The organism is Xanthomonas cucurbitae, from assembly GCF_002939885.1.
GTDB classification, from domain to species: domain Bacteria; phylum Pseudomonadota; class Gammaproteobacteria; order Xanthomonadales; family Xanthomonadaceae; genus Xanthomonas; species Xanthomonas cucurbitae.
This window is the reverse complement of sequence record NZ_MDED01000002.1, coordinates 188,531-201,409: the sequence shown is the minus strand read 5'-3', so window position 1 is coordinate 201,409 and position 12,879 is coordinate 188,531. Positions and strand designations below refer to the sequence as shown.

Below are 12,879 nucleotides of genomic sequence, written 5' to 3'. Positions count from 1 at the left end.
GCGGCCTCGTTCGCCAGGCGTTGCCGGCATGCCGGCGCGTTTAACGTTTTTCAACTACTTCCTCACCCGGCCGCGGTGTACGCTGCCTGCCAGCTCCCGGAAGCGAGGCGTGCATGAAGACAGTCCTGGTGGCCGCTTCCAAAGGCGGCGTCGGCAAGACCACGATCGCCACCAATCTGGCCGCACATGCGGCGTTGCAGGGCCAGCGCACCGTGCTGGCCGATGCCGACCCCCAGGGGTCGTCCACGCGCTGGGCGCAGCGCCGGGCCAGTCTGGAAAGCGCGGTCTTGCCGATCGATGCCACCAAACGCCGCAACTGGCAGGCCGCCGTGCCCGAGGGCACCGATTACCTGGTCATCGATGCCCCGGCCGGCGCCATGGCAGATGACCTGGGCGGTTTCCTGGACCATGTCGATGCCGTCGTGGTGCCGGTGTTGTCGTCGGCGCTGGATATCGAAGCGGTGGTGGGCTTCCTCAACACCCTGGCCAAGGTGCCGCGCGTGCATCAGCGCAAACTGCCGGTGGGGCTGGTGCTCAATCGCGCCCGTCCCTGGACCCAGACCTCGCAACAGGCCGCCGACATGATCGGCAGCTGGCCGTACCCGCTGGTGGCCCAGCTGCGCGATACCCAGGCCTATGTCGTCATGGCCGGCCTGGGGCGCAGTTTGTTCGACTACCGCTCGGCGCAGGTGCGCGACCATCAACAGGACTGGGAGCCACTGCTGAAGTGGCTCAAAAAGTCCTAGAACCGGAACGTTCCCAATGCGCGAATTGATCTTGTTGCGACATGCCCATGCCGAGCCGGCCGACACCGGCCAGGCCGACCTCGACCGCCCGCTGTCGCCGCACGGCATTGCCGAAGCCGAGGCCGCCGGGCGCTGGCTGCGCGAACAGCGGCTGGTGCCCGACCGGGTGCTGTGCTCGCCGGCCCGGCGCGCGCGCGAAACCCTGGAAGCGGTGCTCGAACTCACCGGCTACATCGAACAACGCCTGGACGAGCGCATCTACGAGGCAACCCCCGGCACCCTGGCCAGCCTGGTGGACGAACACCGCGACGCCGAGCGCCTGCTACTGGTCGGGCACAACCCGGGCCTGGAACGCCTGGCGGCGCTGATGCATAGCGGCCAGAGCGGTGACTACCGCGGCATGCCGACCGCCTCGATCGCGCTGCTGGCGCTTCCGCTGGAGGCCACCATCGAGCCGGGCATCGCCCGCCTGACCGCGTTCTGGTGGCCTTGATCGGTGTCACTGTCGCTGCGCTGGGTCGCCTGGCTGGCGCTGTGGGCCGCGTTGCCCTGCCTCGCGCAGCAGCAGGTGCATGTGATCGACCCGGCGCAATCGCGCTTCGGGTTCGAGATCAGGACCCGCTTCGGCATGAGGATCGAGGGCTTGTTTCCGCGTTTTCATGGTGAGGTGGTGGAGCTGGCCGACGGACGCGAACAGGTGCGTTTTCGGCTGGACGCCACCCAGGTGGAGATCCCCGGCAAGGACCGCTACACCGGCTGGATGCGCGGCGAGGATTTCTTCGACGTGGCCCGCTACCCGGTGGTGGAGTTCGAGTCGTTGCCCTACACCCGGGGCGTTGTCACGCAGGGGGGCGACATCCTCGGCAACCTGACCATCCGCGGAATCACCCACATGGAAACCCTGCATGTGGCGTCCGCGGAGTGCGCCCGGCCGGGCTATGATTGCGAGGTGATCAGCCGGGGTACGGTCCTGCGTGGACGTTATGGAATGAATGCGTGGCAGATGGCCCTGGGCGACAGGGTGACATTTATTTTGCGCGGGCGTCTGCAGGAGGCGCGGCGCCCGTGAAGTGGCTGTTGAAGGTCCTGGTGCTGGCAACGCTGTTGCTAGGCACCGGATGCGCGGGTCTGTCGAACATCGAACGCAACCGTGCCGCCGCCGTGGCCGCTGCCGCGCGCAGCACCGTGGTGGAGTGCACGCAGGCCAACCATTGCGCCCTGCCTTCGCCGTTGCGCACGCTGGGGGGCGATGCGATGAGCGCCTCCACGCCAAGCGCACCGCGCCACTACGCCACCATCGTCGACCATGGCGAAGAATCGTTGGTGGCCCGGCTCAACCTGATCCGCAGCGCTACCCGCAGCATCGACCTGCAGACCTATATCTTCGACAAGGACGACAGCGCGCGCATGGTGCTGGATGCCTTGACCGACGCCGCCAGGCGCGGGGTCAAGGTACGCATCCTGATCGATCAGCTTTCGGCGATCACCGACCTGCAGATTCTCGGTGCGCTGGCCGGCAGCCATGAAAACCTGCAGCTGCGCATCTACAACCCCACCTTCGGCAAGGTCAAGCTCAATTACTTCGACTACGTTGGCAGCGTGCTGTGCTGTTTCCGGCGCTTCAACCAGCGCATGCACAACAAGCTGCTGGTGGTGGACGACGTGCTGGGGGTGGTGGGCGGGCGCAATTACCAGGACGACTATTACGACTGGGACAGCGAATACAACTTCCGCGACCGCGACGTGATCCTGGCCGGACCGGAAGTGCGCGCCATGGCCGCCAACTTCGATGCGTTCTGGCGCGCGCGGCGCAGCATCCCGGTCGAACGACTGAACGATGTGGGCCGCTTGTTGCTGGAGCAGGGCGTGCCGCAGATGCCGCCGGCGCAGTTCCGCCGCCCGGACCGGGTGGCGCGGGTAGATCGCGAGGCGCGCGATCCGCAGTTCGTGCGCGATGCCTTCGTCACCCCGGCCATGCCGGTGCAACGCGTGCTGTACGTGGCCGACCTGCCGCAGAAGCATCGCAAGGACCACGCCGCCAAGGCGGTGTCCACCGCGCCGGAACTGGACAGCCTGATCGCCGGCGCGCAGCAGGAAGTGCTGTTGCAGACGCCGTACCTGGTGTTGTCCGACCAGGCGCAGGCGATCTTCCGCAGCCTGCGCGCCCGCCCGCAACCGCCGCGCATCGTGGTGTCCAGCAATAGCCTGGCGGCTACCGACAACCCCATCGTGTATGCGTTGTCGTACAAGTTCAAACGCCGCAACCTGCGCGAACTGGGCTTCAACGTCTACGAGTTCAAGCCGTTTCCGCTGGATGCACCGGTGGACTACGCCAACCTGGTGCCGGACCCGCTCAACCCGGCGTTGCAGACCAACGAAGACAGCCGCGACAACCGCCTGATCGGTGGCAGCGCGGCCGGCAATGCGATGCGTGGCAGCAGTGGCGGTGGGGCAGACAGAGCGCCAGCGAGCGCGCTGCGCGGCAGCAGCGGTGGCGGCCGGGCGCCCGGCGGCAGCGCGGTTGATCGCCGCGTGCTGCGGACCGAAACCCGGCCCTCGTTCCTGGGCACGCGTGCGGTCAACAAACCGCTGCCGGTGACCCGTGCCGGCGCACGCATGGGTCTGCACGCCAAATCGTTGGTGGTGGACCGCCGCATCGGCGTGATCGGCACGCACAACTTCGACCCGCGCAGCGAGAACTACAACACCGAGGCGGCGGTGGTGATCGACGATGTGCGCTTTGCGCAGGCGCTGGCGGCGAGCATCGAACGCGACATCAGCCCGGAGAATGCTTGGACGGTGGCGTCGCGCGAGAAGCCGCCGGTCCTCAGTGGTCTGAACTACAGCGTGGGCAAGATGTCCGAAGCGCTGCCGGTGCTGGATTTCTGGCCCTGGCGCTACGCTACCAACTACGAGTTCCAGCCCGGCCCGGGCTGCCCGTTCCCACTCAAGCGGCAGGACCCGCAATTCCGCCAGTGCTATGTGGCGGTCGGCGATTTCCCCGAGGTCAACGTGGGGCCGAAGTGGCTGCTGGTGCGCATGCTCACAGCGTTTGGCGCCGGCCTGGTGCCGATTCTCTGAGCACCCCGCTGCCGGGACGTGCAGCGGGCGCATGCAACGCTCCCGCCCGGTCTGTCACCGTCGTGGCAGTGCAGCGACCCGTCGCCGCCGTTGCATCCGGCCGCGGCACCGCAGATGCTGTTGCGATTCCCGATTCCCGATTCCCGATTCCCGATTCCCGATTCCCGATTCCCCATTCCCGATTCCCAGCCCATGATTTTTCGCGAACCCGTCGACCTCGCCGCCCTCAACGCCACCAGCCGCGACAGCCTGATCGCGCACCTGGGCATCGTGTTCACCGAGGTCGGCGACGACTGGCTGCGCGGCACCATGCCGGTGGACACGCGCACCCGGCAGCCCTATGGCCTGCTGCATGGTGGCGCTTCGGTGGTATTGGCCGAAACCCTGGGCAGCAGCGCCGGCAACCTGTGCGTGGACCTGCGCAGCCAGATCTGCGTGGGGCTGGAAATCAATGCCAATCACCTGCGGGCCGCCACCCAGGGCCTGGTCACTGGTACCGCGCGCGCGGTGCACGTCGGGCGCAGTACCCAGGTCTGGGACATCGTCATCGAGAATCCGGCCGGCAAACGGGTGTGCGTGTCGCGGCTGACCCTGGCGGTGGTGGCGCGCAACGATGGCTGAGCGCGTCCGCCAGGCGCATGGGTGGAACAGCGCCGTGCGCCACCGGCACTGCGCCGCCGCCAAGCTGCTGTCACAATAGCCGTGCCTCCTCCCCCTGCTACCGGTCCCGTTGGTCGAATGAGCGAGTCATCCCTGGACGCCACGCGCGATGCTGGCGGCGTGCTGCGCGCGTTGCGGTACCTGTACCGGGTGCCGGTGCTGCTGCTGCATCTGTGCATCTGCCTGCCGATCACCATGCTGTGCGTGGTGGCGCCGCCGCTGGCGCGCATCCGTACCGGCGCTGAGGACACCCTGGACGAGCGGATGATCCGCTGGTGGCAGGGCAACCTGATGCGCATCTTCGGCTTCCGCCTGCGCCGCGTCGGCACGCCGTTGCCTGGCGCCACCCTGTTCGTGGCCAACCACGTCAGCTGGGTGGATATCTCCATGCTGCACAGCCAGCGCGTGATGGGCTTCGTGGCCAAGCGCGAGATCGCCGGCTGGCCGCTGGTGGGCTGGCTGGCGGCCAAGGGCCAGACCATCTTCCATCAGCGCGGCAACACCGAATCGATGGGCGGGGTATTGCAGGAAATGCTGCAGCGCCTGCGCAGCGGCAAGCCGGTGGGCGTGTTTCCGGAAGGGCGCACCCGCGGCGGCACCGAAGTGGGCCCGTTCCATGCGCGCATCTTCCAGGCCTCGGTGGAAGCCGGCGTGCCGGTACAGCCGGTGGCGCTGCGCTACGGTGTGCGCGGCAATGCGCAGGCGGTGGTGGCCTTTGGCGAGCGCGAGAGTTTCTTTGCCAATATCGTGCGCCTGCTCGGTGAGCCGTCGCGGCTGGCGGAGGTGCATTTCCTGGAGCCGATCGGGGCATTGGACATCGAAGGGCGGCGTCGCCTGGCCGATACCTCGCGGCACCGCATCATCGCCGCGATGGAGTCCTGAGCCGGCAATGCAGGTGCGCATCGCCGCCATCGTCAAGCTGCCACCAGCAGGCCAGGCGTGCGCATGAACGCCTCCGACTACCAGCCGCCGCGCTGGCTGCGTAATCCGCATGTGCAATCGGTGCTGGGCAGCAGCGCCTTGCGCCGGTTGCGCAGCCGGCAGCTGCTGGCCGCCAGTGGCGCGGTCACCAGCGAACACATCCTCGATGGCGGCGACGGCGTGCGCCTGCAGGGCTGGCTGAGCGTGCCACCCGGCGATGCGCCGGTGCGCGGCACCGTGTTGTTGCTGCACGGGTGGGAAGGCAGCGCCGATTCGAACTACATGCGGCTGACCGCTGCGCGCCTGCTTGGCCTGGGCTACCAGGTGTTCCGGCTGAATTTCCGCGACCACGGCGGTACCCATCATCTCAACGTGGACCTGTTCCACTCCGACCGCATCGACGAGGTAGTCAACGCCGCAGGCGATCTGTGGCAGCGCTTTCCGTCGGCGCAGCTGCTGGCGGCCGGATATTCGCTGGGCGGCAATTTCGCGCTGCGGCTGGCCTTGCGTGCGCCGGCCGCCGGGTTGCCGCTGGCCGGCGTGGCGGCGGTGTGCCCGCTGTTGGACCCGGCCGCCACCATGACCCAGCTGGAAAAGGGCCCGCAGTTCTACGACTGGTATTTCCGCCGTAAATGGCGCGATTCGCTGCTGCGCAAGCGCGCCCTGTTTCCCGACCAGCATGGCTACGACGACGCCACCCTGGCACTGGACATGCGCGGCTTGATGGCCTGGCTGGCGGTGCAGCACACCGGCCATGGCTCGCTGGAAGCATATTTCGAGAGTTACTCGATCGCCGGCGAGCGGCTGGCGGGGTTGCAGGTGCCCGCAGCCATCCTGATGGCCCAGGACGACCCGGTGATTCCGTTCGAAGACTTCGCCGCCTGGCGCCTGCCGGCGCAGGCGCAGCTGGAGATCGCGCGCTGGGGCGGCCATTGCGGTTTTCTGGAAAACGCCCGTGGCGACGGCTTTGCCGAACGCTGGGTGGCCGAGCGGCTGGCTGCCACCCGGTAGGTCGGCGCCCCGCCGCGCATCGCTACAATAGCGGTTTGTCCGGGACACACCGCCGCCATGCAAGACGCCATTCTTCAAGCCCTGCGCCGCAATGCGGCCGACGATGCGGTGGCACTGGCCCGCGAATGGGTGACGGCCGCGCCGGACGCCGCACCGCCGCACCGCTGGCTCGGGCTGGCCCTGCAGCAGCAAGGTCAGCCGGCGCTGGCGCTGGCCAGCATCGACACCGCGCTGACGCTGGCCCCGGAAGACGCCGACCTGCACCTGCTGCGTGCCGGCCTGCTGCTGGCCGCGCGTGATCTGGCCGCGGCCGATGCCGCGCTGTCGCGCAGCACCGCGCTGGACCCCAATCAGTTCGATGCCTACGTGATGCAGGCGCATCTGGCGGTGGCGCGTGGCGATCTGGACGACGCCGAGCGGCTGAGCCGCACCGCCGCGCGTCTGGCGCCGGAGCACCCGCAGTTGCTGGCGGTCGACGGCGTGGTGGAGATGCGTCGGGGCCAGAGCGACCGCGCGCTGGCGCTGCTCACCCGCGCCGCCGAGCAATTGCCCGACGATGCGCGGGTGATGTTCGCACTGGGCTTTGCCTACCTGCAGAAGGAGCATTTCGCCTTCGCCGAGCGTGCGTTCGAACGCGTGGCGGAACTCAACCCACCCGGCACCGCGCTGCGCGCCTTCATTGCCCAACTGGCCCAGCAGCAGGGGCGCCTGGACGATGCGCTGACCGCGATGCAGGGCGTGCTGGCCCAGCCCGGCGGCGACATCCCGGCCATGCGCAGGCTTGCCGGCGAGATGGAATTGCAGGCCGGGCGCCCCGACCAGGCCGCCGCGCACCTACGCCTGGCGCTGGCGCACTGGCCGGCTGATCGCCGCACCCTGCATGCGCTGCTCACCGCCTGGGAGCGGCTGGGCGCGGTGGACGATGCGCGCGACACCCTGGACGCGGCGCTGGCCACTTCGGCCAATGCGCATGACCTGTGGCTGGCCCGACTGGCGGTGGAGCCGGTCGGCGGGCCGCAGGCGCAAGGCGTGATCGAGCGCTGGCTGCTGGCCATGCCCGAGCACCTGCCGGCGCTGGAAGCGCTGATGCGCGTGCACGACATGCAGGGCCATGCCGATGCAGCGGAAATGGTGGCGCGCCAGATCGTGGCGGTGGAACCGGGCCGCATCAGCGGCGAGCAGCGCATCGTCGAAGCCCTGCTGGCGCGGGACCCGGCGGCGGCGATCGCCTGCGTGCAATCGCTGATCGACTCCCTGCCGGCGCCGCAGCAGACCGTGTTGCGGCCCTGGCTGGGCAACGTGCAGGACCGCGCCGGGCAACCCGACGCGGCGCTGGCCACCTGGATGCAGTTCCAGCGCGAACAGGCCCCGCACCGGCTGCCGTTGCCGCCGTTGGCCGCCAGCCAGCCGATGCAGTGGCCGGCGCTGGGGACCATTCCCGACACCGTCACCGCGCGCCCGTTGTTCGTCTGGGGCGTGCCCGGCTCGCATGTCGAACGGCTGATCGCGGTGATGGACGCCGCCACCCCGCTGGTACGCGGCGATCGCTACGGCACCACCCCGCCGTCGGACGCATTGCAGAGCTACCGTACCGTCGAGCAACTGGCCTCCGGCGAGCTCGCGCCGATGGCGCTGGTGGAGGGCTGGAAGGCGCAGTTGCCGCGCCGCGCCATCGATGACGGCAATGTCATCGACTGGCTGCTGTGGTGGGACAACAGCCTACTGGGTGCGTTGCGCCCGCATCTGCCCGAGGGGCGCCTGGCGATCGCGCTGCGCGACCCGCGCGACATGCTGCTGGACTGGCTCTCGGCCGGGGCCCCGGCACCGCTGGCACTGCAATCGCCGCAGCAGGCCACCGACTGGCTGCTGGTGGCGCTGGAGCAATTGGCGGTGCTGCACGAACGCGACCTGTACCCGCACCGCATCCTTCGCCTGGATGGCATCGAGAACGACCCGCAGGGCATTTCCGACGCATTGCAGCAGGCGTTCGGGCTGAGCTTCCCGTTGATCGAACCACGCGGGCCGGCGCGGCTGGCAGCGGGCCGCTGGCGCGACTATCGCGGCGTGCTGGGCGATCAGTTCGATCAGCTTACGCTGATTGCGGTGCGCTTCGGCTACCCACAGGACTGACAACCCTGGAGCGGCCCCGGCCCTAACCGCGCATTGCCGTGTAGGAGCGGCCCAGGCCGCGATGGGGCACCACCGATATCGGTAACGCCCTCGCGGCCCGGGCCGCTCCTACAGATGTGCGCGGCTCCGCGTTTGCACTTGGTGCCGCACACTCCAAACCTCCGACCAACCCCGTAGGAGCGGCCCAGGCCGCGATGGGGCACCACCGATATCGGTAACGCCCTCGCGGCCCGGACCGCTCCTACAGATGTGCGCGGCTCCGCGTTTGCACTTGGTGCCGCTACACTCCAAACCTCCGACCAACCCCGTAGGAGCGGCCCCGGCCGCGATGGGGCATCACCGATATCGGTAATGCCCTCGCGGCCTGGGCCGCTCCTACAACTGCATGTGGCTCCGCGTTTGCACTTGGTGCCGCTACACTCCAAACCTCCGACCAACCCCGTAGGAGCGGCCCCGGCCGCGATGGGGCCCCACCGATATCGGTAACGCCCTCGCGGCCCGGGCCGCTCCTACGGGTGCGGGTACGCCGACGCACGCCGCTGCTTCCGCTGCTGCGCAGATCCAGGCACCCTGGGCGGCCCTGGATCCACGGAGACTCCGCATGCGTCTGACCAGCACCAGCATCGAAAACGGCAAGCCGATTGCGGTGGAATTCGCCGCCGGCACCCCGGACGGCTTCGCGCCCAACCGCAATCCGCACCTGGCCTGGCGCGATGCGCCCGCCGGCACGCGCGCGTTCGCGCTGCTGTGCCTGGACCCGGATGTGCCGACGGTGCCGGAGACGGTAGGGCGTCAGGATCTGCAGATCCCGGTTGAGCAGCCACGCACCGATTTCGTGCATTGGGCCATGGCCGATATCCCCGCCACCGTGCACGAGATTGCGCAAGGCAGTTGCAGCGACGGGTTCGTGGCCAAAGGCAAGCACCAACCAGCCCGTCCCGCAGGCGCGCGCCAGGGCCTGAATTCCTACACGCACTGGTTCGCCGGCAATCCCGACATGGCGGGCGACTACCTGGGCTACGACGGCCCATACCCACCGTTCAACGACCTGCGCCTGCACCGCTATTTCTTTCGCGTGTTCGCGCTGGATGTGGCGCAGCTGCCGCTGCCGACCCCGTTCAGCGCTGCCGACCTGCTGTCGGCGATGCAAGGCCACGTACTGGCCGAGGCCGCGCTGTATGGCACCTACACGCTGAATCCGGCGCTGCGCTGAGACCCGGCGCCAGCGCCTGCGCAGCTGCCCTGATCCGCAGCGTCGCTGCGGTCACGGCAGGGCCGCGTGACCGCCTCAGGCCACGGCCGGCAACCACAGCAGCAAGGCTGCGCCGAGCACGATGCGGTACACCGCAAACACGGTGAAGCGGTGCTGCTTGATGTAGCCCAGCAGCCACTTCACCACCATGAAGCCGGTGATGGTGGCGGCCACGAACGCCACCGCCACATCGGTCCAGTTCTCGCTGCCGACGCCGCCGTCCTTGTACATCTCCAGCAGCGCGTAGCCGCTGGCCGCGAACATGGTCGGGATGCCCACCATGAACACGAAATCCGCCGCCGCCGAGCGCCTGCTCAGGCCCAGCAGCATCGCCAGGAAGATTGCCGACGCCGAGCGCGAGGTGCCGGGAAACACGCCGGCCACCACCTGTGCCAGGCCCACGGCAATGGCCACCTTCCAGGTCACCACGTCGCGCTCGGGCAGCTTGCCGGCGAAATGCTCGGCCACCAGCATCCACACACCGCCGATCAGCAGTGCCCAGGCCACCGGATGGATGGATTCCGGCAGCTGCCAGCCGGCCTTGCGCACGATCAAGCCCACCACTGCGGTGACCAGGAAGGCCGCGCCGATCTTGAGCACGTAGTCGCGTTTGGCGCGCTCGCCCAGGCCGGTGGCCAGGGTCCACAGCTTCTGCCGCAGCGCCAGGCAGATGGCCAGGATGGCGCCGGCCTGGATGACAATGTTGAAGAAATCCGAGCGGCGTCCGAGCCATTGTTCGGCGATCAGCAGGTGGCCGGTGCTGGAGATCGGCAGGAATTCGGTAAGGCCTTCGAGAATGCCCAGCAACAGGGCGGAAATGAGGTCGGACATCGGGCGGGAGAGGAGTGCGGGGGAGGGCAAAGGATAGTGCATTGCCGCATGCACCATATCGGTGCAAGATGGAGTCGATTTGCACCACGGTGGTGTTTTCGCAGCTGCAGCGGTCTCGACCGAGGTCAGTAAAATCAACGACTTGTGAAGCGCGGTAGCTTGGCATGGTCCCTGCTGTAGTACCGCCCACGAGCCACTTCACTCCAATCCGAGGTTTCTTCCGATGTCCGTGGAAAATGTTGAAAAGCTGATCAAGGACAACAAGGTCGAGTTCGTCGACCTGCGCTTCGTCGATATGCGTGGCGTGCAGCAGCACGTGACCTTTCCGGCCAACATCATCGAGCCGGCGTTGTTCGAAGAAGGCAAGATGTTCGATGGCAGCTCGATCGCGGGTTGGAAGGGCATCAACGAGTCGGACATGGTGCTGCTGCCGGACGCCGGCACCGCCTACCTGGATCCGTTCTTCGCCGATCCGACCGTGGTGCTGACCTGCGACATCCTCGACCCGGCCACCATGCAGAGCTACGTGCGCGACCCGCGCGGGATTGCAAAACGCGCCGAGGCCTACCTGAAGTCCTCCGGCATCGCCGACCAGGCGTTCTTCGGTCCGGAGCCGGAATTCTTCATCTTCGATTCGGTGCGCTTTGCCAACGACATGGGCCACACCTTCTTCCAGGTGGGTTCTGAAGAAGCGGCCTGGAACACCGGCGCCAAGTACGACGGCGGCAACAGTGGCTACCGCCCGGGCGTGAAGGGCGGCTACTTCCCGGTCCCGCCGACCGACACCCTGCACGACCTGCGCGCGGAAATGATCAAGACCCTGGAGCAGGTCGGCATCGAGACCGAGGTGCACCACCACGAGGTGGCCACCGCCGGCCAGTGCGAGATCGGCACCAAGTTCTCCTCGCTGGTGCAGAAGGCCGACGAGCTGCTGACGATGAAGTACATCATCAAGAACGTTGCCTACCGCAACGGCAAGACCGCCACCTTCATGCCCAAGCCGATCGTCGGCGACAACGGTAGCGGCATGCACGTGCACCAGTCGCTGACCAAGGGCGGCACCAACCTGTTCTCCGGCGACGGCTACGGCGGCCTGTCGCAGCTGGCGCTGTGGTACATCGGCGGCATCTTCAAGCACGCCCGTGCCATCAACGCGTTCGCCAACTCCGGTACCAACAGCTACAAGCGCCTGGTGCCGGGCTTCGAAGCACCGGTGATGCTGGCCTATTCGGCGCGTAACCGCTCGGCTTCGTGCCGCATTCCGTGGGTCACCAATCCGAAGGCACGCCGTATCGAAATGCGCTTCCCCGATCCGTTGCAGTCCGGCTACCTGACTTTCACCGCGCTGATGATGGCCGGCCTGGACGGCATCAAGAACCAGATCGATCCGGGCGCACCCAGCGACAAGGACCTGTACGACCTGCCGCCGGAAGAAGAGAAGCTGATCCCGCAGGTCTGCTCCAGCCTGGACCAGGCACTGGAAGCGCTGGACCAGGACCGCGAGTTCCTCAAGGCCGGCGGCGTGATGAGCGACGACTTCATCGACGGCTACATCGCGCTGAAGATGCAGGAAGTCACCAAGTTCCGCGCGGCAACGCATCCGCTGGAATACCAGCTGTACTACGGCAACTGAGTTCCACCGCGGCGATGGTGCAGGCCCTCCCTCCCACCTGCACCATCGCCGCCCATTTCGACAACGCCACGGCGCTGCCGTGGCGTTGAGGGGTAAGCGAAAGCACACCGTTCGCGGCGCGCGGGCCTGACCTCTCCCACGCGGTGGATGCAGTGCATCGACCGAGGTCTGCGCGCTCTGCGAACGATTGGATGCCGGGGTTGGCATCCAGGTGAATGACACCGCCGGGCGGCGCAATGCCGGCCGGTTCCTTCCACCTTTCGGGGTATGCGCATGAAATTGATCACCGCCATCATCCGGCCGTTCAAGCTCGACGAGGTCCGCGAGGCCCTGTCCGCCGCTGGCGTGTCGGGTATCACCGTCACCGAGGTCAAGGGCTTCGGGCGCCAGAAGGGCCACACCGAGCTGTATCGCGGCGCCGAATACGTCGTGGACTTCCTGCCCAAGATCAAGATCGAAACCGTGGTGACCGACGACCGCCTGGACGCGGTGGTCGAGGCGATCCAGAACGCCGCCGGCACCGGCAAGATCGGCGACGGCAAGATCTTCGTCACCGCGATCGAGCAGGTGGTGCGCATCCGTACCGGCGAAATCGGCGCCGATGCGCTCTGAGT

12 protein-coding genes are annotated in these 12,879 nt (G+C 67.7%); 11 read left to right on the top strand and 1 reads right to left on the bottom strand.

The window, feature by feature from the left end; genetic code table 11:
• Positions 1-113: 113 nt before the first annotated feature.
• The 9 genes from XcuCFBP2542_RS02145 (at position 114) to XcuCFBP2542_RS02100 (ending at position 9,762) form a co-directional block, all read left to right on the top strand.
• Positions 114-746 carry a ParA family protein gene (locus XcuCFBP2542_RS02145; RefSeq protein WP_104601967.1) on the top strand — a complete coding sequence of 211 codons (633 nt, stop codon included), beginning with the start codon at positions 114-116 and terminating at the stop codon, positions 744-746.
• Positions 747-762: 16 nt separating this feature from the next.
• Positions 763-1,239, top strand: coding sequence for a SixA phosphatase family protein (locus tag XcuCFBP2542_RS02140; RefSeq protein WP_104601966.1), 477 nt, complete (start codon positions 763-765; stop codon positions 1,237-1,239).
• Between the two features lie 3 nt (positions 1,240-1,242).
• Positions 1,243-1,815 carry a YceI family protein gene (locus XcuCFBP2542_RS02135; protein WP_104601965.1) on the top strand — a complete coding sequence of 191 codons (573 nt, stop codon included), beginning with the start codon at positions 1,243-1,245 and terminating at the stop codon, positions 1,813-1,815.
• Positions 1,812-3,827, top strand: a complete 2,016-nt coding sequence (locus XcuCFBP2542_RS02130; protein WP_104601964.1) for a phospholipase D family protein — start codon at positions 1,812-1,814, stop codon at positions 3,825-3,827. Before XcuCFBP2542_RS02135 ends, XcuCFBP2542_RS02130 begins: the two co-directional genes overlap by 4 nt.
• A 192-nt stretch (positions 3,828-4,019) precedes the next feature.
• The gene (locus XcuCFBP2542_RS02120) at positions 4,020-4,448 is read left to right on the top strand and encodes a hotdog fold thioesterase (RefSeq protein ID WP_104601962.1); all 429 of its coding nucleotides are present in this window, start codon (positions 4,020-4,022) and stop codon (positions 4,446-4,448) included.
• A 21-nt stretch (positions 4,449-4,469) separates the two neighbouring features.
• Positions 4,470-5,369 carry a lysophospholipid acyltransferase family protein gene (locus tag XcuCFBP2542_RS02115; protein WP_211292962.1) on the top strand — a complete coding sequence of 300 codons (900 nt, stop codon included), beginning with the start codon at positions 4,470-4,472 and terminating at the stop codon, positions 5,367-5,369.
• Positions 5,370-5,432: 63 nt separating this feature from the next.
• Entirely contained in the window at positions 5,433-6,419 is a 987-nt protein-coding gene (locus tag XcuCFBP2542_RS02110) for a YheT family hydrolase (RefSeq protein WP_104601960.1), read from the top strand.
• A 57-nt stretch (positions 6,420-6,476) separates the two neighbouring features.
• Entirely contained in the window at positions 6,477-8,549 is a 2,073-nt protein-coding gene (locus XcuCFBP2542_RS02105) for a tetratricopeptide repeat protein (protein ID WP_104601959.1), read from the top strand.
• Positions 8,550-9,150: 601 nt separating this feature from the next.
• A complete protein-coding gene (locus XcuCFBP2542_RS02100) occupies positions 9,151-9,762 on the top strand; it encodes a YbhB/YbcL family Raf kinase inhibitor-like protein (protein ID WP_104601958.1) in 612 nt (203 codons plus the stop codon).
• A 75-nt stretch (positions 9,763-9,837) separates the two neighbouring features.
• On the opposite strand, the gene XcuCFBP2542_RS02095 is transcribed toward XcuCFBP2542_RS02100, so the two are convergent.
• Positions 9,838-10,632, bottom strand: a complete 795-nt coding sequence (locus XcuCFBP2542_RS02095; protein ID WP_104601957.1) for an undecaprenyl-diphosphate phosphatase — start codon at positions 10,630-10,632, stop codon at positions 9,838-9,840.
• 223 nt (positions 10,633-10,855) lie between these two features.
• Between XcuCFBP2542_RS02095 and glnA the strand changes: the two genes are divergently transcribed.
• Together glnA and XcuCFBP2542_RS02085 are read left to right on the top strand one after the other, a co-directional pair.
• On the top strand, positions 10,856-12,265 hold the full coding sequence (gene glnA / locus XcuCFBP2542_RS02090; protein WP_064507962.1) for a type I glutamate--ammonia ligase: 1,410 nt from the start codon (positions 10,856-10,858) through the stop codon (positions 12,263-12,265).
• Between the two features lie 273 nt (positions 12,266-12,538).
• Positions 12,539-12,877 carry a P-II family nitrogen regulator gene (locus XcuCFBP2542_RS02085; RefSeq protein WP_002808480.1) on the top strand — a complete coding sequence of 113 codons (339 nt, stop codon included), beginning with the start codon at positions 12,539-12,541 and terminating at the stop codon, positions 12,875-12,877.
• The last annotated feature ends 2 nt before the right edge of the window (positions 12,878-12,879 follow it).